This window comes from uncultured Tenacibaculum sp., from assembly GCF_947499065.1.
Classification (GTDB): Bacteria; Bacteroidota; Bacteroidia; order Flavobacteriales; family Flavobacteriaceae; genus Polaribacter.
The window spans coordinates 136,884-162,435 of sequence record NZ_CANMMT010000007.1; the positions used below are offsets into that span (position 1 = coordinate 136,884).

Consider the following 25,552-nt stretch of genomic DNA (forward strand, 5'->3'; position numbering starts at 1 on the left):
GTATTACAAAATTAGGACTCGAAAAACCGAATCTACTTAAGATATCTTAAGAAATACTTTTTCTTATTTCACTTAAATATTCTGGAGTCATATCTAAATAGGAAGCAATCATGTACATGGGAACCCTTTGCAAGAAATCAGGAATACTTTCAAGTAGCGTAATAAATCGTTCTTTACTACTTAGGTTTAAGTAATATTCGTTTTTACGTTGTATAGCAATCAATGTATTTTCTGCAATTTTTCTAAAAAGACGTTCTAATTTTGGAATTTGAACAAAGGCTTTTTCTAAGTTTTCTTTACTTATTGAGAGGATAATTGACTTTTCTAAAGCATCAATTATAAAAGTAGAAGGAGTTTCTCTTACGTAGCTTTCTAAATTGGTAATCCACCAATTTTCAATAGCAAATTGTATTGTTTTATCATTACCTTTTTCATTAATATAATGGGCTCTCAGTAAGCCTTCAATAATAAAATAATGGTGTTTGCAAACTTGATTAACATTTAATAGAACATCTTTTTTACTATAAGTATTGACTTCCAAATAAGTAAAAAAAAGATCTACTTCTTTATCAGAAAATGAAGCATACCTATTCATATATTTTTTAAGTTGATGCTTCATTTTCTAAATAAAATTTATTGATTTTCTTGCCACTTCCAAGCGGAAAGTAAAGCTTCTTCAAGTGTTTTTTCTGTTTTCCAGTTTAATTCTTCGTTAGCAAATGTAGTATCAGCATAAATAGCTTTGATATCACCAGGTCTTCTATCTACTATTTTGTAGTTTAATTTTTTGTTGGTAGCCTTTTCAAAAGCATTAATTATTTGCATAACAGAGCTTCCCGTACCAGTTCCTATATTAAATAGTTCAAAGTTTTTCTTATTCTTCTTATTTAATAAACGTTGCAAAGCAATAATATGGGCTTTAGCTAAATCTACAACATGAATATAATCTCTAATAGCAGTTCCGTCCTCAGTAGGATAATCGTTTCCAAAAACAGATAATTGTTCACGAATACCAGCAACAGTTTGTGTTATAAAAGGTATTAAGTTTTGAGGTACACCATTAGGAAGTTCCCCAATTTTAGCACTTGAATGTGCTCCTATAGGGTTAAAATATCTAAGTGTAATAGCATTCATACCATAGGCATTACAACTTTCTTCTAAAATTTCTTCTCCAATTTGCTTAGTATTAGCATAAGTAGAAGCAGCTTTGTTAGAAGGAGTACTCTCTGTAATAGGAAGTTTTTCAGGAGTACCATAAGCCATACATGACGAACTAAAAATAAAATTATCAATATTTCGATCACGCATTTCTTGTAATAAATAAACTAAGCTCCCAATATTATTTTCATAATAATCTAATGGCTTATTTACACTTTCACCAACAGCTTTAAAAGCAGCAAAATGAATAACACCATCAATGGTATTATGGTCAAAAAACTTTTTTACATCTGCTTTTATTCGTAAGTCTAATTGATGAAAATCTGGTTTTATACCTGTAATAGAAGTAATGTTATCTAAAACTTCAATTTTAGAGTTGGATAAATCGTCAATAATTACTACATCAAAACCTTCATTTTGTAATTCAACTACAGTGTGTGAACCTATAAAACCTAAGCCTCCTGTAACTAATATTTTTTTCATAATAAGCTATTTTTCAAAAGTGGGATTTTTAATCTTTAAAAGATTGAATATTTTATCTTCCTTGGGGGCTAGAAGTAATAAGTAAAATAAAAGAATTACTCCAAATAAAAGAAAGTCTGGTTTTAAAAATAAAATTAAAAAACAAGCAGCTTCCAGTATACCCCATTTAACAACGGAAGCACTTTGAAAGATTGCAAACTTTTCATCGTCAGAAGTGTCTTCTTTTATTTTATTGAGAATATTTCTAAAAATAAAATTACTTGAAACATAAGCCAGTGCTGGAATAAATGAATAAATTAATGAAGAGTCATCTATTTCAAGATTTAAGATGTTTTTAAAATCTCCAATTAAAAAATACGCAAACGTTACTCCAGCTACTAAGGCTAAGTGTATTATTTTAAGTGTTTTTATTTTCTGATTCATAGCGAGTACGAGTATGTGTTACCCTACAAATTCGTTTACAGTTTTAGTAATAAACGATAATTGCTCTTCACTTAATTCAGTGTGCATTGGTAAGGAAATTACCTCGTCTATTAACTGATTTGTAATTGTAAAATCATCTTCATTATAACGATCATCCTGATATGCTTTTTGAGCATGTAACGGAACTGGGTAATAAATCGCATTTGGAATATTATTCTCTAGCAAATGTTGATGTAATTCATCTCGTTTTCCGTTTGTAATTCTCAAAGTATATTGATGAAAAACATGAGTTGAGAAAACACTAATTGCAGGAGTAATAATATTGGTATTAGTAGCAAATGCTTCAGTATAATACATTGCAGCTTCTCTACGAGCGTCGCAATAAGAATCTAGTAAAGGTAGTTTAGCTTTTAAAACAGCGGCTTGTACAGAATCTAAACGAGAATTTACTCCTACTACATCATGGTAATAACGTTTGTACATTCCATGATTTACCATTCCTCTTAAGGTGTGTGCTAATTCATCATCATTAGTAAAAATTGCTCCACCGTCACCGTAGCAACCTAAATTTTTAGAAGGGAAGAAAGAAGTAGTTCCTACATTCCCCATAGTTCCTGCTTTTTTCTTAGTTCCGTCAGAGAAAGTGTAATCAGCACCAATAGCTTGTGCATTATCTTCAATAACAAATAAGTTATGTTCTTTAGCAACAGCTAAAACAGCTTCCATGTTAGCACATTGACCAAATAAATGTACAGGTACAATTGCTTTAGTTTTAGGAGTGATAGCTTTTTTTAAAGCTTCAATATCCATGTTGAAAGTGTCTGGTTCTACATCAACTAGAACTGGAGTTAATTTTAATAAACCAATAACTTCTACAGTTGCAGCAAAGGTAAAATCAGCTGTAATAACTTCATCTCCTTGCTCTAAACCTAATCCCATCATGGCAATTTGCAAAGCATCAGTACCATTTGCACATGGAATTACATGTTTTACTCCTAGATATTTTTCTAAATCAGCTTGAAATTCTTTAACGTAAGGACCGTTAATATATGCTGATGAATTTAAAACTTCTTGAATAGATGCATCTACAACATCTTTTATGTTTTGATATTGACTTTGTAAGTCAACCATTTGTATTTTTTTCATCTGAAAAATGAATTTTTAGAACATCAAAAATACGAATTAAATTTCTGTTATCTTTGAAGAAAATCAGTCTTAAATGAAGTTATTAAAAAGAGGTCTAAAAATTGTAGTTATTCTAGTTGTTTTATTAATCGTAGGAGTGTGGTTATTTACCAAAACATTACATCCAAAGTATAGTGGAGAGCTCGAATTAGCTGATATTTCAAATAATGTTACTGTGTATTACGACGAAGTTGGTGTTCCACATATTAATGCAGAAAATCAAAAAGATGCTTATACAGCTCTTGGCTATGTGCATGCACAAGATAGATTATGGCAAATGGAATTGATAAGAAGAATTGCAGCAGGAAGATTAGCAGAGCTTTTTGGCAAAGATTTAGTAAGAGTAGATAAGTTTTTTTCAGGTTTAGGAATTGAAGAGGCTGCGAATAAAACAATTCAAAATTTAGATAAGAACTCTGAAGCTTATAAAATGACTGAAGCTTATTTAAAAGGAGTTAATCAATTTATAGAAGAAGGAACTACTCCCTTAGAATATTATTTAGTTGGAGTAGATAAAGAAAAATATACCATAAAGGATGTGTATAATGTGTTTGGTTATATGGCTTTTAGTTTTGCAATCGCACATAAAACTGATCCTCTGTTAACCGAAGTAAAAGAAAAGCTGGGAGAGGCTTATATTAATGAGTTGATGAATTCATATCAAGAGAATTTAACAATTAATAAATCAAATAATAAAGAAAAGATTCAAGCAGAGTTATCAGTTGCTGTTCAGGAAATTATGGAAAAACTACCTGTTTCTCCTTTTATAGGAAGTAATTCATGGGTAATAGCTCCACAGAAAACAAAGAATGGAAAAGTAATTTTTGCAAACGACCCTCATATTGCATTTTCACAGCCATCAGTGTGGTATCAGAGTCATTTAAAAACTCCTGACTATGAAATTTATGGATTTAATTTGGCTTTAATGCCATTTCCTTTGTTAGGTCATAATAAAGAATATGCTTACGGATTAACCATGTTAGCAAATGATGATTTGAATTTTTATGTTGAAGAAAATAATCCAGAAAATGCTAATGAATATAAAACATCTGAAGGTTATCAAAAATATAAATTAGTAGATAAAACAATTAAGGTAAAAGGAGGGACAGATACAACTTATCAGGTAAAAGTAAGTAAACATGGTCCTGTTATGAATGGCTTAATAGAACATGTTAAAGATGATAAACCAGTGGCGATGAATTGGATTTATACACAATTGCCTAATCAAGTGTTGGAGGCATCTTATTTAATGTCTCATGCAAAATCAATAGAAGGTTTTAAGAAAGGAGCATCTTATATTCACGCACCAGGACTAAATGTAATGTATGGAGATGCAAAAGGAAACGTAGGTTGGTTTGCTTCTGCTAAATTATATCAGTTAAGAGATCGTCTATCGTCAAGAATGTATTTAAATGGAGCTTCTGGTGAAGATGAAATTCAAGAATATTTAGATTTTAAAGAGAATCCACAAGCAGTGAATCCAACTTGGAATTATGTGTATTCGGCAAATAATCAACCAGATTCAGTAAGAGGTAAATTGTACCCAGGATATTATCAGCCAGAAGATAGAGCTAAAAGAATAGTAGAATTGTTAGAGGCTAAAAACGATTTTACAAAACAGGATGTTGCTGAAATGATTTATGATGTAACTTCACCAGCTGTTGCTGATATCTCTAAGAGTTTATTAGAAGGAGTAGATAAAGAATCATTGTCTCCATCAGCAAAAAAAGCCTATTCAGTTTTAAAAAAATGGAAAGGTGATTACCCTAAAGAAAGTGTTGGGGCTACTATTTACAATAGATTCCTATATGCGTTTTTAAAAGAAACTTATAAAGATGAACTGGGGAGTAGCTTTCAGTTATTTATAGATACTCAATTGCAAGACCAGGTATTGGCTCAGCAGTCTAAAAGAAAAGAGTCTGTATGGTGGGATAATATATTAACCAAAGATAAAGTTGAAACTCGAGAAGAAATCATTACAAAGGCTTTTACAGAAGCAGTTGAGTTTTTACAAAATCAATTGGGAGAGAATGTAGATAACTGGATGTGGAAAAGAGTAATTAGTGTAGAGTATGAACATGCAATAGGAAAAGCAGGAGGAGCTTTACGTAAATTTTTTAATGTAGGTCCTTTTGAAACTATTGGAGGTAATGAGGTGATTAATAATCAGATTTTTAAATTGGATAGTACAGGGTATTATAAAATTACAGCAGGACCATCAACTCGTAGAGTAATTGATTTTTCTGATGTTGGAAATAGCATAGCTATAGTACCAACAGGTCAATCAGGAAATGTATTTAGTCCATATTATAAAGATCAGGCTCAAAAGTATGTAAACGGAGAGTTTGTAAAAATGAAAATAAATCAAACAGAGATTGAAAAGAGTGAAAATAAATTAGTCTTCATTCCAAGAAAGTAATTTTTTAGGGAAGTATTTATAGATTCCTCTATCATAAGCATTCCAGTATAATAATTTATCTTCATATCAAAAGACATAAACTTGTTCTCCTATCATAAAGGGGGATGAGTAATTGTCGGCATAACTTAATTTCTGTATTATGTATTCGTTGTTATCTAAATCAATTTTTACGTATGGGTAATTTAATAAGGTGAAATCATTTCTAAAAGGCCCTTTTTCTTTTCTATATTCAAATATAGTTGCTTTTATTTTTTTTGAATTATTTCGAAATTTGGTATATTTTATTTTGTTGTAAATTGTATAAACTAGAGCTAAGAGAATAATTATAGGAAGAATATACATAGGGGGTTGAGTGATCTTATTAAGTTTAATTGGCAGGTTTTGCGCTACCCACCAAGTTATGCTGTTTAATTATAAACTGTACTACTTTCCATTTTTTCACCTCTTCATAAATAAAATCTTGTTTGTCTGGACCATTGTAAGTTCCAGATATTTCGTATTGTAAATTTGAGTTAGGTTCAGATAAAGTGGTATGAAAATGAAAATCTGTTTTATGGGAAATGTTAGGTCGTAATTTCTTTACTTCTTCATAAGTCATTCCAACTTTTACTCCATACATGTCTGCTAAATTGGTTTGAGCAATAATTTCATTAATAATACAAGTTTTTTGTTCATTCATAATGAAATTAAGAATAGTACTATCTTTTGAGACTTCGAAATAACGATAATCAGGTCCGTCTTGTTGACCAACTTTAGAAGTAATAGTATAAGAAGGAAAAGCAGCTTGTAGGCTGTCTATCGTAATACATTCTTGTAGGTTAATCTTATTGATACCATTATTGGTAATGGAAAATTCAGTGGTTTTTTTAGAGGTTTTCTTTTGTTTACAACTTATTATAGTTGATATAATAAGTACAAGAAAAAATAGTAGCTTTTTCATGTTATATTTCTTTATAAATTTCGTTAAAAGGAATTCTAAAACGTTCGCCATAAACCCCTTCAGGTTTTCGAATACCACATGAAACAATCATATTGATTTCTGCACTACTTGGTATGTTTAATAATTTTTTAACTCTCCAAGTGTCTGAGCCTTCCATAGGACAGGTGTCGTAATTTTCGGCCGCCATAGAAAGCATAAAGGTTTGTGCGGCTAACCCACAAGTTTTATGAGCTACAATACGAATGTCGCTATTGCGGACTTCTCGATATATTGGTCGGAACAATCCAGTAATTAAAATCATTAAATATTTAAAAAAACCTAAAATCCCCATAAAGTCAGCGTAAGCGAAAGGTATTATTTTACCATAATAGTTGCGAGCTACTTTTTCTCTACTGCTTTGTTCAGATTTTGGATTGTTTTTGCCAAAAGTTTTATCCATAAAAGATAAGTTTGCTTTGGCTCGTTTTCGCCATAAATCCTTGCGAACCACAAAAACAACCAATTGTTGTGCAGTTCTTGCAGCATTTTGATTAAAACATAAAGGAGCAATTTTAGCAATTGTTTCTTTAGAGGTAATATGATAAAACTCCCACAATTGCATGTTACTACTTGTTGGTGCTAAGCTAGCTTGTTGTAGGCATTTTTTTACGATAGCACTGTCGATGGTTTTTTCAGAGTCATATACTCTTACAGAGCGTCTATAACTAATAGCTTCAGATACTGTTTTTTCTGTCATTCTACCCAAACTTCATTAATGATTTTAGCTGTTTTAACTTTCCTTTGTAAGGTGCATATCTAGTAGGTATGTCTAACCAATTTCCTCTTGTAACAACTCCTTTGTTGTGAGAAAAAGTGTCAAAAGTTTGTTTTCCATGGTATCCTCCAATTCCACTTTCACCTACACCACCAAAAGGTAATCTGTGATTTGCAAAATGGACAGTTGTATCGTTTATAGTACCACCTCCAAAAGAATAAGTTGCTATTATTTTTTTTGCAAAACGAGTACGAGTTGTAAACACGTATAAGGCTAAAGGTTTGTCGTAATTAGCTAAAATTTTGGCTATATCTTCTTCGCTTTCATAAGAGATTAATGGAAAAATAGGTCCGAAAATTTCACCTTTCATCACCTCACTATCTAAGCTCGGTTCGTCAATAATGGTTGGAGCTATATATCTATCTTCTCTGTCGGTTTGTCCACCAATAATAAAGTTTTCATTATCGAGCATTAGAGCTAAACGGTCAAAATTTCTGGTGTTTACAATTCTTGGGTAGTCATCAGATTTCTGAGGATTTTCGCCATAAGCTTTTATCAACTCTTCTTTGAAGTGAGTAGTAAATTTATCTTTAACCGATTCGTGAATTAGTAAATAATCTGGGGCAATACAAGTTTGTCCACCATTTATAAATTTACCCCAAACCAATCGTTTAGCTGCTAACTTTATATTAGCAGTTTCGTCAACAATACATGGGCTTTTTCCTCCAAGTTCTAAAGTAACAGGGGTAATGTGTTCAGCAGCAGCTTTTGCTACTATTCTTCCTACGGGTACACTTCCTGTAAAGAAAATATAGTCCCATCGTTGGGCTAACAATTCTTGAGCAACATCCACACCGCCTTCAATTACAGCTACATGTTTTTTGTCAAAAACAGCTTCTACTATTTCTTTGGTAATTCTACTTACATGAGGAGTGAGTTCTGAAGGTTTTAAAACTACGGTATTTCCAGCAGAGATAGCACCCAGTAAAGGAGCAAAAGCTAGTTGATATGGGTAGTTCCAGGGTGCAATGATTAAAACAGTTCCATAAGGTTCTTTGTAAATTTTTGCTGATGATGGAAAATTCAATAAAGAAGGTAAAACTCTTTTAGGTTTGCTCCAAGAATGAATATTTTTAATAGCCATTTTTAATTCAGCGAGTACTATAGAGGTTTCGGTCATTACTGCTTCGTATTCAGATTTTTTAAAATCATCATGAAGAGCTTTTATAATGTCGTCTTCTCTTTTAATAATTTCTTTTTGAAGCCTTTTTAAAGCATCTTTTCTAAAAGAGATATCCTTAGTGTGCTGTTGAGAAAAATATTTTTTTTGTGACAGAACGAGGTCTTTAATATTCATAAAGTTAAATTTCTTGTAGTTTTTTGTTCATTAATTTAAACCATAAAGGAGGAAAGAGTGCCACTAACATCATGCCAGGGTATCCTGTAGGCATTTGAGGACTTTCGGGTAATGATTTTAATATTTGATAATGCTTGCTTCCGTTATAATGATGGTCTGAATGACGAGATAAATTAAATAACATAATTTTTCCAATTACATGGTCAGAATTCCATGAGTGTGTTCTTTTTACACGTTCATATCTACCCTTTTCATTTTTCTTTCTCAATAATCCGTAATGTTCAATATAGTTGACAGTTTCTAATAATAAAATACCAAAAACAGCAGCAGCTAAAAAAGTTAAAAGCACATTAAGATTGAAAAAAAAGAAAATGCTAAAGATTAAAATGAAGTTACAAAATGTATAAACAAGCATTCTGTTTTGATGATGAAACCAATTTCTGTTTAAATTTTTCATTCGTTTGTTTTCTGCTTCCCAAGCTTGATAATAACTTTGGAAATGTGAGCGAATCCAAAAAGAATATAAAATTTCATTTTTTCTTGCAGTAGCAGCATCTTTAGGGGTGGCAACATTTAAATGATGTCCTGCATTATGATAAGGTAAAAAGTGAGTGTTTAATGAAGTTAATAACAAAATCTCACCTAAAAATTCATCAAATCTATTATTTCTGTGACCTAATTCGTGTCCAACATTTAAGCCAATAACTCCACACATAAGACCCATAGCAGAAATTTTACCAATGTAATCTAGTGTAGTCAATTCTGGTTCTTGAATTATATAAAAGAACCAAACTAAAAAGATTAATTGTATAGGAATGGTTAAATATAAAATGTAGGTATATAATTTGTTTTCTTTCTCAGCTTTTTCTTGCTCTTTTTCGAAGTTTTCTTTGTCTGGTTTAAATAGAAGTTCTAATAATGGTACAAACCCAAAAAAGGTAATCAAAGGTAATACAGTTAGCCAACCGTTATTTGTAAAAGAAATGTATACGGTGATAGGGAGTATTAAAATTGATAAAAATTTAAGGGCTTTCATGGTTGAAATTTCCCTAAAGATACAAATTACAAACAAGCATCCCAAATAGGGTCTGATGGAGTTGGAGCAATTACTTTAATTAATTCTTTGCTTACGGGGTGAGTGAATTTAATTTTTCTTGCGTGAAGATGAATGCTTCCGTCTTTATTACTTCTTTTGGCTCCGTACTTTAAGTCTCCTTTTATAGTGGAACCAATGTTAGATAATTGTACTCGAATTTGATGGTGACGACCAGTTTCCAAATCAATTTCTAATAAAGAATAATTGTCTAGTTTTTTTAAAACTTGATAATGTAAAATGGCTTTTTTACTTCCGTCAATTTCTTTAGAGTAAGCGGTTGATTTGTTGTTTTTAGGGTTTTTCTTTAAGAAATTAATTAGAGTGTTTGTTGGTTTTTTAGGTTGATTTTTAACAACAGCCCAATATGTTTTCTGTATTGTTTTTTCTCTAAGCATTTTGTTTAAGCGTTCTAATGCTTTTGATGTTCTAGCATATATAACAATGCCAGAAGTAGGTCTGTCAAGTCTATGAACAGTACCTAAAAAAACAGCTCCAGGTTTATTATATTTTATTTTAATGTATTCTTTAACAACATCAGACAAAGGTTTGTCTCCAGTTTTATCACCTTGAACAATATCTCCAGCACGTTTATTTACTATAATAATATGATTATCCTCGTGTAAAACTTGCAGATTATTTTTGGTAGAATACATTTTTAGAAATTATAATCAATAAATAAAAAAATGGTTTTATTTAAAGTTTTCAGCTACATCTTGATTAACTCCGTCAATAAAATTAAGGAATTCATCTCTACCAAATCCAGTTGAAGAGGAAGTAACAAAAGACATTGGAAGTTCTTCCCAAAATTGAAGTAATTTCTTTTTGTAGGTAGTTATTTGCTTGTTTAATTTAGAGCTTCCTAGTTTATCAGCTTTGGTAAACACGATACAGAAAGGAATACGATTTTTTCCTAAAAACTCCATGAACTCTAAATCTATTTTTTGAGGGTCATGTCGGCTGTCAACTAGAACAAAAGTGCAAACTAATTGCTCTCTTTCTTTGAAGTAATTTTCAATAAAATATTGAAAAATAGTTCTTTTCTTTTTAGAAACTTGAGCATATCCATAACCAGGTAAATCCACTAAAAACCATTCGTTATTAATTTTAAAATGATTTATTAGCTGTGTTTTTCCTGGTTTTCCAGAAATTTTTGCTAAATCTTTTCGCTCCATTAACATATTAATTAACGAAGATTTACCAACGTTAGATCTACCGATAAAAGCATATTCCGGTATTCTGTCTTTTGGAGCTTTAGTAACATTACTGTTACTCATTACAAATTCAGCAGATTTTATTTTCATAAATATAGATTTAGCCTATTAAAAGCTATTATATATTTTGATTAGAAAGCCAAGCTTCTAATATTTTATTAAATTCATCAGGAGTCTCCATCATAGCGGCGTGTCCACACTTATCAATCCAAAATAAATCTGAATTTGGTAAAAGTTTATGGAAGTCTTCAGCAACCTCAGGAGGGGTAACAGAGTCCTGTTTTCCCCAAATTAAACAAGTTGGCTGTTCCATGTTAGGTAAGTCTTTAGCCATATTGTGTCTCACAGCACTTTTAGCAATGGCTAATGTTCTAACAAGGGTGTTTCTATCGTTGATTACTTCATAAACTTGATCAAATAAATCGTCGGTAGCTATAGCTGGGTCGTAAAAAACTTCTTCTATTTTTTTTCGAACAAATTCCTTGTCGCCTCTTCTAGGATAGTTACTTCCCATAGAGTTTTCATATAAACCAGAACTACCAGTTAGAACTAATGATTTGATATCAGAACTATAGTGTTTTGTGTAGTATAAAGCAATATGTCCACCTAAAGAGTTTCCTAAAAGAGTTACATCTTTAAGGTTTTTGTATTCTATAAAATCATGTAAAAATTTAGCAAGATTTTTTACATTGGTTTTGAGTAGAGGTAAAGTGTATAAAGGTAATTCAGGGATGAATATTTTATATCCTTTTTGAGAAAGGTAGTTAAACGTTGAGTCAAAATTACTCAACGCTCCCATTAAACCGTGTAGTATAATGATAGGGCTTCCTTCTCCCGCTTCTGCGTATGTAAATTTACCTTCTTTCTTTAAAAATTCAGTCATTGTATCTAAGATTTGACTCAACCGCAAATGTAGTTCTTTTTTGGGATATTCTCATTTTTATTATTTCAGTATCAATTATAAAACTAAATACTCTAATAATCAGTTTTTTAACAAAAAAGGTAAAACTTATCAACAAAGTGGTAAAAAGTGGTAAAAAGTGGTAATTATTTTTTATTTTTGGTGCAAACTATGGTTTCTGGGCGTGATAAATCTAATTGGGACATATGAATGTAAGGTAGATGCTAAGGGAAGGTTGATGGTTTCATCAGCTTTCAAGAAGCAGTTGTCTTCTGTGTTGCAAGAGGGTTTTGTGGTTAAGAGGTCTGTTTTTCAGTCTTGTTTGGAGTTGTATCCGATGCAAGAATGGAACATGGTGATGCAAAAGATTAATAAATTAAATCGTTTTGTAAAGAAGAATAATGATTTTATTAGAAGGTTTACTGCAGGTGTTAAGGTTGTAGAGATGGATGCTTCTGGTAGGGTTTTAATTCCGAAAGATTTATGTCAATTTGCGGGAATAGAGAAGCAGGTAGTGCTTTCGTCTGCGGTTAATATTATTGAAATTTGGGATAAGGATAAGTACGAAAAAGTTATTGATGAAGCTGTTGTTGATTTTGCTGATTTGGCAGAAGAGGTGATGGGAAATATAGATGTAGATGAATTATCATAATCCGGTTTTGTTGAAAGAAAGTGTTGATGCCCTTGATATAAAGGAAGATGGAGTGTATGTTGATGTGACGTTTGGAGGTGGAGGTCACTCTAGGGAGATATTGAGTAGATTGGGTGATAATGGAAGGTTGTTTGCTTTTGATCAAGATCCAGATGCGCAACGAAATAAAATAGATGATGAGCGTTTTGTTTTAATTGGAGAGAATTTCCGATTTATTTCTAGGTTTCTGCGTTTTTATGGTGTGAGAAAAGTAGATGGTGTTTTGGCGGATTTAGGTGTTTCGTCTCATCAGTTTGATGAAGCGGAAAGAGGGTTTTCTACACGATTTGATGCAGATTTGGATATGAGGATGGATCAGAAATCTGAATTGTCTGCGAAAAAAATCATTAATAAATACGAGGAAGATAAATTAGCAGATGTGCTTTTTTTATATGGAGAGTTGAGGAATGCTAGAGTGTTGGCTAAAACAATTGTAGAGGCTAGAGAAGAAGAGAGGATAGAGACTAGTTTTCAGTTGAGAGAGGTGTTGCGAGCTTTTTTGCCAAAAGCAAAGGAGCATAAGATTTTGGCTCAGATATTCCAAGCGGTTAGGATTGAAGTAAATCAGGAGTTGGATGTGTTGAAGGAGTTTTTGGAGCAGATTCCAGGTTTACTAAATGAAGAAGGTAGGTTGAGTGTTATTTCATATCATTCTTTAGAGGATAGGTTGGTGAAGCGTTTTGTAAGGACGGGGTTGTTTAGTGGAGAGCCAGAGAAGGATTTTTATGGTAATATTAATGTGCCGTTGAAAAAAGTAGGTAAAATGATAGTGCCTACTCAAGAAGAGATAAAAGAGAATAATAGAGCAAGAAGTGCTAAATTAAGAATTGCAACATTAAAATAATGTCGAAAGTTAAAGAAGGTGTTTATGATGTGTTGAAAGGGCGGTTCTTGACGGATGAGAGTTCTTTCGGTAATTGGCGAATGTTAATATTTGTGGTAATTCTATTATTGATAATTATATCTAGTTCGCATAGTGTAGATGCTAAGGTGGTTCGAATAGCTGAGTTGAATGAGCAAAAAAGAGAGTTGCGAGCAGAAGATATTGATACAAATACTAGGCTGATGCGGATGAAATTGGAAAGTAGTATTCGTGATAAAGTAAAAGTAAATGGGTTGTCTCCAGCAAAGACGCCTCCTCAAAAAATAAAAGTAACAACTAAAGTAGAATAGGATAAAAATGGTAGTAAAGAAAGGTATATTAAATAAGCTCTATGTGGTTGCGATTTTAATGACGCTTTTTTTTATTGTTATCCTGTTTAGAATCTTTAATCTTCAATATGTTGAGGGTGCTAAGTATAAAAAATTAGCGCTAGAAAAGACAGAAAAAAACGATACGATTTTTGCAAACAGAGGTAATGTGTATGCGGCGGATGGGAATCTTTTGGCAACTTCAATGTCGAAATATACTATTCGGATGGATGTGGTTACGGTAGATTCAGAAGTGTTTGAGAAAAATATTCGAGCTCTTGCAGAATCGTTGTCAGGGTTGTTGGGTAAATCGGCGGATTATTATCAGAAAAAATTACGAGAAGCTAAGAAAAGAAAAAATCGTTATTTGTTAATAGCAAGAGATGTGGGGTATAATGATTATACGAAAATGAAAAGCTTTCCGATTTTTAAGTTGGGTGTTTATAGAGGTGGTTTTATCGCTGAACAAAAAACGGTACGTGTACATCCTATAGGTAAAATTGCGGAAAGAACAATAGGTTACGATAATCATAGAGGAGGTGCTGGTATTGAAGGGGCTTTTGCGGATTATATGCAAGGTGAGAATGGTTGGCGATTAAAAAAGAAAATTGCAAAAGGACAATGGAAGCCAGTAAATGATGTAAATGAAAAGGAGCCTATAGATGGAAGTGATGTAATTACTACAATAGATGTAAATATTCAAGATATAACACATCATGCATTGCTTAAACAGTTAGAATATTTTGAGGCAGATCATGGATGTGCAGTGGTTATGGAGGTTGAAACAGGTGAGATAAAAGCAATTTCTAACTTAGGAAGAACATCGAAAGGTAGGTATTATGAAAAAAGAAACTATGCGGTGTGGGAGAGTCATGAGCCAGGTTCAACATTTAAGTTGGCAAGTTTAATGGCGGTTCTTGAAGATAAGTTAGCGGATACATCTAATGTTGTGGATTGTGAAAAAGGAAAGATTTTTATAAATAATAGAAAGGTAGAAGATAGTAGAAAAGGAGGTTTTGGAAAGGTTTCCTTGGCGCGTGTATTTGAAGTGTCATCAAATGTTGGAATTGTAAAAACAATTCAAAAGCATTATGATAGAAATCCGAAGAAATTTATCAATAAAATTAAGTCGTTTGGGTTAGATCAAATGACGGGAGTTAAAATCTTAGGAGAAGGTAAACCATATATTCCAAATCCGTCGGAAAAAAGATGGAGTCCAATATCATTAGAGTGGATGGCTTGGGGTTATGGTGTGTCTTTAACGCCTTTGCAAACACTAGCTTTCTATAATGCGGTAGCAAATGATGGTAAAATGGTGAAGCCGTTTTTTGTAAAAGAACTAAGAGTTGGGGGGAAAGTAGAAGAAAGATTTGAAACTGAGGTTGTAAAGGAAAGGATAGCGTCGCAAACAACTTTGAATAAGGTTAGAAAAGTGATGGAGAATGTGGTGAAAAAAGGGACTGCAAAAAATGTCTATTCTTCTAATTTTTCAATGGCAGGAAAAACAGGGACTGCAAAAAAATGGATTCCTAAGCACAAAGATAAAAACGGTAAAACGGTATATGGACATTATTCAAATAAGAAATATGTAGCGTCTTTTGCAGGTTTTTTCCCAGCAAAGAATCCTAAGTATTCATGTATAGTGGTTGTGCATAGTCCAAAAAAGGAAAAAGGATATTATGGAGCTACAGTGGCTGCTCCAGTTTTTAAGGAGATTGCTCAAAAAATATATACAACAACACCTGTTAATAATCAAAGAGTGTCTGATCAAATGTCAAACTTGAATCTTGATAAGGAATATCAGGTGTATTATCAGAAATTAAGAAAATATAAAACAATCATGCCTAAGGTTGTAGGTATGAGTGGTATGGATGCTATAGCGTTACTTGAAAATATGGGGCTTAAAGTTAAGTTTTCTGGAATGGGTAAAGTAAAAGAGCAGTCGATACAAAAAGGAATAAAAGTGTCAAAAGGAAGAACAGTTTATTTAAAACTATCGTAGTTGAAGAGATTAAAAGACATATTATATAAAGTATCTGTAAATGCAGTGCATGGAAATACAGATGTGATGGTGAAGGATATTCAATTTGATAGTAGGCAAATTGAAAAAAATGATGTTTTTGTTGCTCAAAAAGGAGTGATGGTAGATGGGCATCAGTTTATAGATAAAGCATTAGGATTGGGAGCAAATACGATTATTTGTGAAAAGCTTCCAGCTAATATGATTGAAGATGTTACGTATATAGAAGTGGTAGATTCTAGCGTTGCTTTGGCAGTAATGTCAGCTAATTTTTATGGTAATCCGAGTGATAATTTGAAGTTGGTGGGGGTTACAGGTACTAACGGTAAAACAACTATTGCAACATTGTTATATAAGCTGTTTAAAAAAGCAGGTTATAAAGTGGGGTTGCTTTCAACTGTGAAAGTAATGGTTGATGAAGTTGAGTACGAGGCAACACATACAACTCCAAATTCATTAATGATTAACAAATATCTGTCATTAATGGTTGAAGAAGGAGTTGAGTATTGTTTTATGGAGGTTAGCTCGCATGGAGTGCATCAAAAGAGAACTGAAGGGTTGAGTTTTGTAGGAGGTGTTTTTACAAATCTATCTCACGACCATTTAGATTATCATGAGACTTTTGCAGAATATAGAGATGTGAAAAAATCATTTTTTGACTCGTTGCCTAAATCAGCATTCGCTTTGGTGAATATTGATGATAAAAACGGTCAAATAATGCTTCAGAATACAAAAGCAAGTAAGAAATCATATGCTTTAAAAACATTGGGAGATTATAAAGTAAAGGTTTTAGAAAAGCGCTTTTCGGGAACATTATTATCGATAAATGGAGTTGAAATCTGGACAAGGTTAATAGGTGAATTTAATGCCTATAATCTAGCAGCAATTTTTGGTGTGGCAGATTTATTAGGTTTAGAAAAGCTTGAAACTTTAAGGGTAGTAAGTGAACTGGAGAGTGTAAGAGGGCGTTTTGAGTATACAGTTTCTGAAGATAAAGTAACGGCTATAGTTGATTATGCGCATACGCCAGATGCTTTGAAGAATGTATTGCAAACGATAAATGATATTCGAACAGGAAACGAAAAAGTAATTACAGTAGTAGGTTGCGGGGGAGATAGAGATAAAACCAAGCGTCCGAAAATGGCACTTATAGCATCACAATTAAGCGATCAAGCAATTTTTACATCAGATAATCCTAGAACAGAAGATGCTCAGGTGATTATTGATGAAATGGAAAAAGGAGTGTCGGCAGAAAACTATAAAAAAACATTGTCAATTTTAGATAGAAGACAAGCGATAAAAACAGCATGTAAGTTAGCAGAAGCTGGAGATATAATATTGATTGCAGGAAAAGGGCATGAAAATTATCAAGAAATAAATGGAATTAAACACCATTTTGATGATTTAGAAGAAGTGACTAATTGTTTTAATCAACTAAAAAACTAAAGTAAATGCTGTATTATATATTTCAATATTTAGAAAGCGAATTTAACCTAACGGGGGCGAGCGTGTTCCAATTCATTACGTTCCGTTCAGCAACAGCATTTATTTTGTCTTTATTAATATCTACGATTTTTGGAAAAAAAATCATCAATTATTTAAGAAGACAACAGGTAGGTGAAACGGTTAGAGATTTAGGTTTAGAAGGGCAGGTACAAAAAGCAGGTACACCAACAATGGGAGGTGTTATTATCATTTTTGCAACATTAATACCGGTCTTGTTATTGGCAAGGTTGGAAAATATTTATATCATCATTTTATTAATCACAACGGTTTGGATGGGGTTAATAGGTTTTGCAGATGATTATATAAAGGTGTTTAAGAAAGATAAGGCTGGATTGAAAGGTAAGTTTAAAGTGCTAGGTCAAGTTGGGCTTGGACTTATTGTAGGTTCAATGCTTTATTTTCACCAAGATGTAACAATAAAAGAGCAGTTGCCAGCTTCGGAGCAAATAGTTCAGGTTGATGGTAAGAAGAAGGTTTTTGGAGAGGCGCATAAGTCAACTAAAACTACGGTGCCATTTTTAAAAGACAATGAGTTGGATTATGCAAAAGCACTAAGTTTTCTAGGAGATGATTATAGAAAATATGGGTGGATTGTATTCATATTTGTTGTTGTATTTATCGTAACTGGAATTTCAAATGGAGCTAACTTAACAGACGGGATTGATGGTTTAGCAGCAGGAACATCTGCAATTATGGTGGTTACTTTGGCAATTTTTGCTTGGGTATCAGGTAATATAATTTTTGCAGATTATTTAGATGTAATGTATATCCCTAAATCTGGAGAAATGGCAGTGTTTATACTTGCTTTTGCAGGGGCTTTAATAGGTTTTTTATGGTATAACACGTATCCAGCTCAGGTATTTATGGGAGATACAGGAAGTTTAACTATTGGAGGGATTATAGCGGTAATAGCAATTGCAATTCGAAAAGAATTATTGTTGCCAATATTAGCAGGAGTTTTTGTAGTTGAAAATTTATCGGTAATGATTCAGGTTTCTTGGTTTAAGTATACAAAAAAGAAGTTTGGAGAAGGAAGGCGTGTTTTTAAAATGTCGCCTTTGCATCACCATTATCAGAAGTCAAATTATCATGAAAGTAAAATTGTTACACGTTTTTGGATTGTAGGAATTTTATTAGCAGTGTTTACAATAGTAACTCTAAAACTGAGATAGTAATGGAAAGGTTGGTTGTTTTAGGAGGAGGAGAAAGCGGTGTAGGAACAGCTATTTTAGGAAAGCAAAAAGGCTTTGATGTTTTTGTTTCAGATAAAGGAAGCATAGCAGAGAGGTATAAAAAAGTTCTTTTACATAATGCTATAGATTTTGAAGAAAATCAGCATACGGAAAGTAAAATATTGAATGCCGATTTGGTAATGAAAAGCCCTGGTATACCAGAAAAAGTTGCCTTAGTGCAAAAGTTGATTGTAGCAGGTGTAAAGGTTATTTCTGAAATAGAGTTTGCATCTAAATATACAAATGCAACTATAGTAGGAATAACGGGGTCCAACGGTAAAACAACTACAACAATGTTGGTGCATCACTTGTTAAAACAAGGAGGATTAAATGTTGGAGTAGGTGGAAATATAGGTGATAGTTTTGCACAGCAAATAGTAGAGCAAGATTACAAGGAGTATGTGTTAGAATTGAGTAGCTTTCAGTTAGATGGAATTGAAGAGTTTAATTCATATATAGCAATTATAACAAACATATCGCCAGATCATTTGGATAGATATGATTATGATTTTGAAAAATACATAGCGTCAAAGTTTCGCATTACAAAAAATCAAACAGAAAAAGATTTTTTGATTTATGATGCAGATGATAAAGCGATACAAAATTGGTTGAAAAATAATACAGTAAAGGCAAAATTAGTTCCTTTTTCAGTTGAAAAAGAATTAGAGTTTGGTGCCTTTTTAAGACAAGATAAGATAATAATGAAATTAAATACAGAAGAAATACTAATGAATGTTTCTGAATTAGCATTAAAAGGAAAACATAATACTAAGAATGCAATGGCAGCATCAATGGCAGCTCGATTATTACAGGTTAGAAAAAATACAATAGCAGAGAGTTTATCTGATTTTGAAGGAGTAGAGCATCGTTTAGAAAATGTGCAAAAAATTAATGGAGTTCAGTATATAAACGATAGTAAAGCTACAAACGTAAATGCTGTTTATTATGCATTAGAATGTATGGAAGCTCCAACAGTTTGGATAGTAGGAGGTGTAGATAAAGGAAATGATTACACAGACTTAATGCCTTTGGTTAGGGAAAAGGTAAAAGCAATTGTATGTTTAGGGTTGGATAATCAAAAGATTATTGAAACATTTCAAAATGTTGTAGAGGTAATGGTAGAAACAGCAGGTGCTGAAGAAGCAGTTAAGGTCTCTCATAAAATAGCAAAAAAGGGAGATGCAGTTTTGTTGTCGCCAGCATGCGCTAGTTTTGATTTGTTTGATAGTTACGAAGATCGAGGGAATAAGTTTAAGGAGGCAGTTAAAAATTTATAAAAATTAAAACTGATTGATGAAAACCATCTTTCAACATATTAAAGGGGATAGAGCTATATGGGCAATTGTTGCTATGTTGGCTATATTTTCATTTATGCCAATTTATAGTGCAAGTACAAACTTAGTGTATGTAGTAGGTAATGGCTCTACTTTCGGGCACTTGGTAAAGCATATTGTTTTATTAATAACCGGTTTTGCAATAATTTATGGCGTTCATAAAGTGCCGTATAGATATTTTAGCGGAGGTTCTATTTTAATGCTTCCTGTAGTGGTGTTGCTTCTGATAGTAACTTTAGCACAAGGAACAGTTATTGGAGGGGCCAACGCAAGTAGATGGATTCGAATTCCGTTTGTGGGTATTGGTTTTCAGACCTCTACCTTGGCAGGTTTAGTTTTAATGGTGTATGTGGCAAGGTATTTGGCTAAAAATAAAGAAAAAGTAATAGTATTTAAAGAAAGTTTAATAAAGCTTTGGTTGCCTGTAGGTATAGTTTTAGTGCTTGTATTGCCAGCAAACTTCTCAACAACAGCAATAGTTTTTACAATGATTTTGTTGTTGAGTTATATTGGAGGGTATCCATTAAAGTTTATAGGCTACATACTAAGTATGGGGCTTTTTGCTTTGTTATTTTTTATACTGGTAGCAAAGGCATTTCCAGATGCAATGCCAAACCGTGTTAATACTTGGCAAAGCAGGATAGAAAATTTTTCAAAATCTGATGGTAAAGAAGACTATCAAGTTGAAAAGGCGAAAATTGCCATAGCTACAGGAGGTGTGGTTGGAAGAGGTCCGGGAAAAAGCGTTCAGAAGAATTTTTTACCACAGTCATCATCAGATTTTATTTACGCTATAATTGTAGAAGAGTATGGTTTGGTTGGTGCTGTAATTGTCGTGTTTATATACTTTTTATTGCTGTTTAGAATTTTGATAACAGCAAAGAAGGCAACAACAATTTTTGCAACACTAATGGTAATAGGAGTAGGTGTCCCAATAGTTTTTCAAGCAATGATAAATATGGCGGTAGCTGTAAATATTTTACCAGTAACAGGTCAAACACTTCCGTTAATAAGTAGTGGGGGAACCTCAATTTGGATGACATGTTTTGCTTTGGGAATGATTTTGAGTGTGAGTGCTTCAAAGAATGAAACAGAAGAAACAATTTTAGATGATAATCCTTTAGATATTTTACATGAAACAATCGATTAACATCATAATAAGCGGAGGAGGAACTGGAGGTCATATATATCCAGCAATAGCTATAGCGAATGAAATAAAAGTTCGTTATCCAGAGGCTAATATTTTATTTGTGGGAGCAAGAGATAAAATGGAGATGGAAAAAGTACCGCAAGCAGGATATGATATAGAAGGATTGTGGATATCTGGAATTCAAAGAAAATTAACAGCTAAAAATTTATTGTTTCCATTTAAGTTGCTAAGTAGTTTGTGGAAAGCTTATAGAATTATTAGGAGGTTTAAACCTGATGTTGCCATAGGTACAGGGGGGTTTGCAAGTGGGCCAACATTAATGGTGGCTAACAAGAAAGGAATTCCAACACTGATACAAGAACAAAATTCGTACCCAGGAATAACGAATAAGTTGTTAAGCAAAAAAGCAGGGAAAATATGTGTGGCATATGAGAATTTAGAACGTTTTTTTCCTGAAGAAAAAATAATAAAAACAGGGAATCCAGTACGTCAAGATTTACTATTTATACACACAAAGGATGAAGAGGGTAAGGAGTTTTTTGAGTTAGATTTAAAAAAGAAAACAATCTTAGTACTAGGAGGAAGTTTAGGAGCAAGAAAAATAAATCAGTTAATAGAGGCTAATTTAGAATTCTTTAAAGAGCAAAAAGTACAATTGATTTGGCAATGTGGTAAGTTGTATTTTGAAGAATATCAAAAATATAATAAGCTAGAGAATGTGCAAGTACATCAATTTTTGAATAGAATGGATTTGGCTTATGCAGCGACAGACTTTATTGTTTCAAGAGCAGGAGCAAGTTCAGTTTCAGAATTATGTATTGTAGGGAAGCCAACAATATTTATTCCTTCTCCTAATGTAGCAGAAGATCATCAAACTAAAAATGCAAAATCGATAGCAGACAAGCATGGTGCAATTTTAGTAAAGGAAAAAGAGTTAGATACATTTCCAATAGTGTTAGAAACTTTACTAAAAGATGAAGGAAAACAACAAAGCTTAAGTGAAAATATAAATGAGTTAGCATTGCCAAATGCAACAAGTGATATAGTTAACGAAATAGAAAAATTAATTATTTAGTGAATTTAAAAACGATACATAACGTTTATTTTATAGGTGTAGGAGGAATAGGAATGAGTGCTATTGCGCGTTATTTTTCTATGAACGGGAAAAAAGTATGTGGTTATGATAAAACACCGAGTCCAATAACTAAGAAATTAGAAGAGATTGGTGTTGAAATTCATTTTGAAGATTCAATTAAAAATATACCTCTTTCTTTTTTAGAGAAAGAAAAAACATTGGTTGTTTATACGCCGGCAATTCCAAAAGATCATGAGGAATTAAGTTATTTTAAAAATAATGGGTTTGTAATTTTAAAAAGAGCAGAAGTTTTAGGAGAAATTACAAGAAATACCTTTTGTTTAGGAGTGGCTGGAACTCATGGAAAAACAACTACATCTTCTATTTTGGGACATATTATGCAGCCAGAAAAGGCAACTTCTTTTTTAGGAGGAATAGCAGAGAATTATAGCTCAAATCTTATTTTAGGAGAGGATAAAGTTTCAGTGGTAGAAGCAGATGAATTTGATAGATCGTTTTTAAAATTGTCTCCCAATATAGCTTGTGTTACCTCAATGGATGCAGATCATTTAGATATTTATGGAGAGAATGAAGCATTACAACAATCGTTTAGAGATTTTTCAAACAAAGTATCGGATACTTTAATAGTAGCTAAGGGAATTCCTTTGAAAGGACTTACGTATGGAGTAAATGAAGAGGCAGATTATAAAGCACATAATGTTAAGGTAGCAGAAGGAAAATATGTTTTTGATGTGCAAACACCAACATCAGAAATAAAAAATATTGAATTTCATTTGCCAGGAAAGCATAATATGATGAATGCTTTAGCGGCTTTAGCAATGGCAGATGTTTATGGGGTGTCTTTAGAAAAGATAAAAGAACAGTTAAAGACATTTAAAGGGGTGCAACGAAGGTTTTCGTATAAAATTAAAACTGAAGATTTAGTTTTAATAGATGACTATGCACACCATCCAACAGAAATAAAAGCAGTGGAGCATTCGGTAAGAGAAATGTATCCAAAAGATAAAGTATTGGCAGTTTTTCAACCACATTTATTCAGTAGAACAAAAGATTTTGCAGATGATTTTGCAGAAGCGCTATCTAAATTTGATGAAGTTTTGTTGTTAGATATATATCCTGCCAGAGAACTACCAATTGAAGGAGTAACATCGTCATGGTTATTAAATAAAATGAGTTTAAAAAATAAAAAGCTTGTTTCTAAAGAAAAACTGAGTGACGAAATATTGAAATCTGAGTCAAAAATTATAGCAATGTTAGGTGCTGGAGATATCGGATTATTGGTTGATGAAGTGAAGGGAAGTTTAGAGAAAAAATACACAAATCAAATATGAAAAAAGTAATAACATATTTATCTTTTTTCCTCTTGCTGATGTTTTTTGGCTTTTTGTATGGGTTTACTACAGGTAAAAATGGTAGTAAAAAGGTGAAAAATACAGTGGTTGAATTTGAAGCGGGAGACAATAACTTTTTGACGCACAGTATAGTTGATAAATTGTTAATACAAAATAAAGAATTTGTTAAAAACCAACCGAAAAGAGTGGTAGATTTACATTTTCTAGAAACTAATGTTTTGGCGAACCCGTATGTTGAAAAAGCAACCGTTTTTTTAACAGTTGATGGGGTGTTGAAAACTGTAATAAAACAGCGAAAACCAATAGCTCGAATTGTTGATAAGGGTAAGTCCTTTTATGTTGATAAGTTTGGTGTTAAAATACCAATGTCAACCAATTTTTCGGCTAGAGTACCGTTAGTTTCAGGGATAGGGGAGCCTGAGGATATCAAAGAACTAATAGCGTTAATAAAGGCGATTGAAAGTAACGATTTTTTTTCAAAAGAAATCATTGCAATTCAAAAAAACGCTCAAAAGGAATATGTATTTACTGTGCGTAGTGGTGATTATAAGATTCTTTTTGGAAAGTTAGAAGATGTAGATATAAAGTTTAAAAAATTAATGGCTTTTTATAACAAAGCCTTAGTTGATAAAACGATAAAAAAGTATAAGACAATAAATGTAAAATACCACAACCAAGTTGTGTGCACAAAACAAAATCAAGATGGAAAACAATAAAATTGCAGTTGGTCTAGATATTGGTACTACCAAAATTGTTGCCATGATTGGTCGTAAAAACGAGTATGGTAAATTAGAGGTTTTAGGTATAGGTAAAGCCAAAAGTTTAGGTGTAAAACGAGGTGTGGTTAATAATATAACACAAACAATTCAATCAATACAACAAGCTGTTGATGAAGCACAAAGTGTTTCTGGTCAACAGATAGAAAATGTTGTAGTAGGTATTGCAGGTCAGCATATTAGAAGTTTGCACCATAGTGATTACATAACTCGTGAAAAATCGGATGAAGTAATTGATCAAGGAGATATTGAAAACTTGGTTGAGCAAGTACATAAATTAGTAATGCTTCCAGGAGAAGAAATAATTCATGTATTACCTCAGGAGTTCAAAGTAGATAGTCAACCAGAAATCAAGGAGCCTATCGGAATGTATGGAGGTAGACTAGAAGCAAATTTTCACGTTGTAGTAGGGCAAGTTTCTTCAATTAGAAATATTGGTCGTTGTGTAAAAAGCGCTGGGTTGAATTTGTCAGACATAACATTAGAGCCGTTAGCATCAGCATCAGCAGTGTTAAGTCAAGAAGAAAAAGAAGCTGGAGTAGCTTTAATTGATATAGGTGGTGGAACAACAGACTTAGCAATATTTAAAGATGGGATTATTCGTCATACGGCAGTAATTCCTTTTGGAGGTAATGTTATAACCGAAGATATAAAAGAAGGTTGTTCAATTATTGAAAAACAAGCTGAGTTACTAAAAATAAAGTTTGGTTCAGCTTGGCCAGGAGAAAATAAAGAAACAGAAATTGTTTCAATTCCAGGTTTAAGAGGAAGAGAACCAAAAGAGATAACCCTTAAAAATTTATCTAAAATAATACATGCAAGAGTACAAGAAATTATAGAGCATGTATATTTAGAAATAAAGAATTATGGGCACGAAACTCAAAAAGGAAAGCTAATTGCAGGAATAGTTTTAACAGGAGGTGGTTCTCAGTTAAAACATTTACGACAATTAGTTGAATATATTACAGGAATGGATGTTCGTATTGGTTATCCAAATGAGCATTTAGCAGGAGATTCAGATGAAGTATTGTCAAGTCCATCATATGCAACAGCCGTTGGTTTGTTAATGGAAGGATTACATAAAGAAGAGTCTTGTGAAGTAGAAGAAATTGTTGAAGAACCAATTGAAGAAATAGAGCCAGAGGCCATTGAAGAGAAAGAGGTTTTACAACAAGAGGTAGAGCAAAGAACAAAAGAAAAGTCTAAGTCGTTTTTTGAAAAATTTACTGAAAGATTCAAAGAATTTTTAGATAACGCAGAATAGACAAATTAAAATA

General features: G+C 32.4%; 24 protein-coding genes. 13 read left to right on the plus strand and 11 right to left on the minus strand.

Going from position 1 to position 25,552, the window contains the following annotated elements:
- Positions 1-46: 46 nt before the first annotated feature.
- From Q0958_RS14485 to Q0958_RS14500, 4 genes are read right to left on the minus strand one after another with little or no spacing between them, the layout of a single operon-like run.
- Positions 47-619: a Crp/Fnr family transcriptional regulator gene (locus tag Q0958_RS14485; protein WP_150901029.1), complete on the minus strand. Its 573-nt coding sequence runs from the start codon at positions 617-619 to the stop codon at positions 47-49.
- A gap of 14 nt (positions 620-633) precedes the next feature.
- The gene (gene galE / locus Q0958_RS14490; protein ID WP_299124298.1) at positions 634-1,641 is read right to left on the minus strand and encodes a UDP-glucose 4-epimerase GalE; all 1,008 of its coding nucleotides are present in this window, start codon (positions 1,639-1,641) and stop codon (positions 634-636) included.
- Positions 1,642-1,647: 6 nt separating this feature from the next.
- A complete protein-coding gene (locus Q0958_RS14495; protein WP_299124300.1) occupies positions 1,648-2,064 on the minus strand; it encodes an MFS transporter in 417 nt (138 codons plus the stop codon).
- Between the two features lie 18 nt (positions 2,065-2,082).
- Positions 2,083-3,210 carry a DegT/DnrJ/EryC1/StrS family aminotransferase gene (locus Q0958_RS14500; protein WP_299124302.1) on the minus strand — a complete coding sequence of 376 codons (1,128 nt, stop codon included), beginning with the start codon at positions 3,208-3,210 and terminating at the stop codon, positions 2,083-2,085.
- A 73-nt stretch (positions 3,211-3,283) separates the two neighbouring features.
- Between Q0958_RS14500 and Q0958_RS14505 the strand changes: the two genes are divergently transcribed.
- Positions 3,284-5,668: a penicillin acylase family protein gene (locus tag Q0958_RS14505; RefSeq protein ID WP_299124304.1), complete on the plus strand. Its 2,385-nt coding sequence runs from the start codon at positions 3,284-3,286 to the stop codon at positions 5,666-5,668.
- Positions 5,669-6,035: 367 nt separating this feature from the next.
- Here the strand turns inward: Q0958_RS14505 and Q0958_RS14510 are convergent, their stop codons facing one another.
- Genes Q0958_RS14510 through Q0958_RS14540 form a run of 7 tightly spaced genes read right to left on the minus strand, consistent with a single transcriptional unit; the run spans position 6,036 to position 11,909 of the window.
- Positions 6,036-6,608 carry a DUF1131 family protein gene (locus Q0958_RS14510; RefSeq protein WP_299124306.1) on the minus strand — a complete coding sequence of 191 codons (573 nt, stop codon included), beginning with the start codon at positions 6,606-6,608 and terminating at the stop codon, positions 6,036-6,038.
- 1 nt (position 6,609) lies between these two features.
- Positions 6,610-7,344, minus strand: coding sequence for a nitroreductase family protein (locus Q0958_RS14515; RefSeq protein WP_299124308.1), 735 nt, complete (start codon positions 7,342-7,344; stop codon positions 6,610-6,612).
- 1 nt (position 7,345) lies between these two features.
- Positions 7,346-8,719, minus strand: coding sequence for an aldehyde dehydrogenase (locus Q0958_RS14520; RefSeq protein ID WP_299124309.1), 1,374 nt, complete (start codon positions 8,717-8,719; stop codon positions 7,346-7,348).
- Between the two features lie 4 nt (positions 8,720-8,723).
- A complete protein-coding gene (locus Q0958_RS14525) occupies positions 8,724-9,755 on the minus strand; it encodes an alkane 1-monooxygenase (protein ID WP_299124311.1) in 1,032 nt (343 codons plus the stop codon).
- A 26-nt stretch (positions 9,756-9,781) separates the two neighbouring features.
- A complete protein-coding gene (locus Q0958_RS14530; RefSeq protein WP_299124313.1) occupies positions 9,782-10,468 on the minus strand; it encodes an RluA family pseudouridine synthase in 687 nt (228 codons plus the stop codon).
- Between the two features lie 36 nt (positions 10,469-10,504).
- Positions 10,505-11,116, minus strand: a complete 612-nt coding sequence (gene yihA / locus Q0958_RS14535) for a ribosome biogenesis GTP-binding protein YihA/YsxC (protein WP_299124315.1) — start codon at positions 11,114-11,116, stop codon at positions 10,505-10,507.
- Between the two features lie 28 nt (positions 11,117-11,144).
- A complete protein-coding gene (locus Q0958_RS14540) occupies positions 11,145-11,909 on the minus strand; it encodes an alpha/beta hydrolase (protein ID WP_299124317.1) in 765 nt (254 codons plus the stop codon).
- A 202-nt stretch (positions 11,910-12,111) separates the two neighbouring features.
- On the opposite strand from Q0958_RS14540, the gene mraZ reads away from it, so the two are divergent.
- Genes mraZ through ftsA form a run of 12 tightly spaced genes read left to right on the plus strand, consistent with a single transcriptional unit; the run spans position 12,112 to position 25,539 of the window.
- A complete protein-coding gene (gene mraZ / locus Q0958_RS14545) occupies positions 12,112-12,579 on the plus strand; it encodes a division/cell wall cluster transcriptional repressor MraZ (RefSeq protein WP_235275203.1) in 468 nt (155 codons plus the stop codon).
- Positions 12,566-13,462 (plus strand): 16S rRNA (cytosine(1402)-N(4))-methyltransferase RsmH, encoded by an 897-nt coding sequence (gene rsmH, locus Q0958_RS14550; RefSeq protein WP_299124319.1) that lies wholly within the window; start codon positions 12,566-12,568, stop codon positions 13,460-13,462. The genes mraZ and rsmH overlap by 14 nt, the downstream gene beginning before the upstream one ends.
- Complete coding sequence (locus Q0958_RS14555) at positions 13,462-13,791, plus strand: FtsL-like putative cell division protein (RefSeq protein ID WP_299124321.1); 330 nt, start codon at positions 13,462-13,464, stop codon at positions 13,789-13,791. Before rsmH ends, Q0958_RS14555 begins: the two co-directional genes overlap by 1 nt.
- Before the next feature lie 7 nt (positions 13,792-13,798).
- A complete protein-coding gene (locus tag Q0958_RS14560) occupies positions 13,799-15,811 on the plus strand; it encodes a penicillin-binding protein (RefSeq protein ID WP_299124323.1) in 2,013 nt (670 codons plus the stop codon).
- The gene (locus Q0958_RS14565) at positions 15,812-17,275 is read left to right on the plus strand and encodes a UDP-N-acetylmuramoyl-L-alanyl-D-glutamate--2,6-diaminopimelate ligase (RefSeq protein ID WP_299124324.1); all 1,464 of its coding nucleotides are present in this window, start codon (positions 15,812-15,814) and stop codon (positions 17,273-17,275) included. It abuts the gene before it with no gap.
- Positions 17,276-17,280: 5 nt separating this feature from the next.
- The gene (gene mraY / locus Q0958_RS14570) at positions 17,281-18,507 is read left to right on the plus strand and encodes a phospho-N-acetylmuramoyl-pentapeptide-transferase (protein WP_150901011.1); all 1,227 of its coding nucleotides are present in this window, start codon (positions 17,281-17,283) and stop codon (positions 18,505-18,507) included.
- A 2-nt stretch (positions 18,508-18,509) separates the two neighbouring features.
- A complete protein-coding gene (gene murD / locus Q0958_RS14575) occupies positions 18,510-19,844 on the plus strand; it encodes a UDP-N-acetylmuramoyl-L-alanine--D-glutamate ligase (RefSeq protein WP_299124327.1) in 1,335 nt (444 codons plus the stop codon).
- Positions 19,845-19,860: 16 nt separating this feature from the next.
- Positions 19,861-21,051, plus strand: coding sequence for an FtsW/RodA/SpoVE family cell cycle protein (locus tag Q0958_RS14580; RefSeq protein ID WP_299124329.1), 1,191 nt, complete (start codon positions 19,861-19,863; stop codon positions 21,049-21,051).
- Positions 21,035-22,126: an undecaprenyldiphospho-muramoylpentapeptide beta-N-acetylglucosaminyltransferase gene (gene murG / locus Q0958_RS14585; protein ID WP_299124331.1), complete on the plus strand. Its 1,092-nt coding sequence runs from the start codon at positions 21,035-21,037 to the stop codon at positions 22,124-22,126. The genes Q0958_RS14580 and murG overlap by 17 nt, the downstream gene beginning before the upstream one ends.
- On the plus strand, positions 22,126-23,478 hold the full coding sequence (murC, locus tag Q0958_RS14590; protein WP_299124333.1) for a UDP-N-acetylmuramate--L-alanine ligase: 1,353 nt from the start codon (positions 22,126-22,128) through the stop codon (positions 23,476-23,478). Before murG ends, murC begins: the two co-directional genes overlap by 1 nt.
- Positions 23,475-24,215, plus strand: coding sequence for a cell division protein FtsQ (locus Q0958_RS14595; protein ID WP_299124335.1), 741 nt, complete (start codon positions 23,475-23,477; stop codon positions 24,213-24,215). Before murC ends, Q0958_RS14595 begins: the two co-directional genes overlap by 4 nt.
- The gene (gene ftsA, locus Q0958_RS14600) at positions 24,202-25,539 is read left to right on the plus strand and encodes a cell division protein FtsA (protein ID WP_299124337.1); all 1,338 of its coding nucleotides are present in this window, start codon (positions 24,202-24,204) and stop codon (positions 25,537-25,539) included. The genes Q0958_RS14595 and ftsA overlap by 14 nt, the downstream gene beginning before the upstream one ends.
- Positions 25,540-25,552 lie beyond the last annotated feature (13 nt).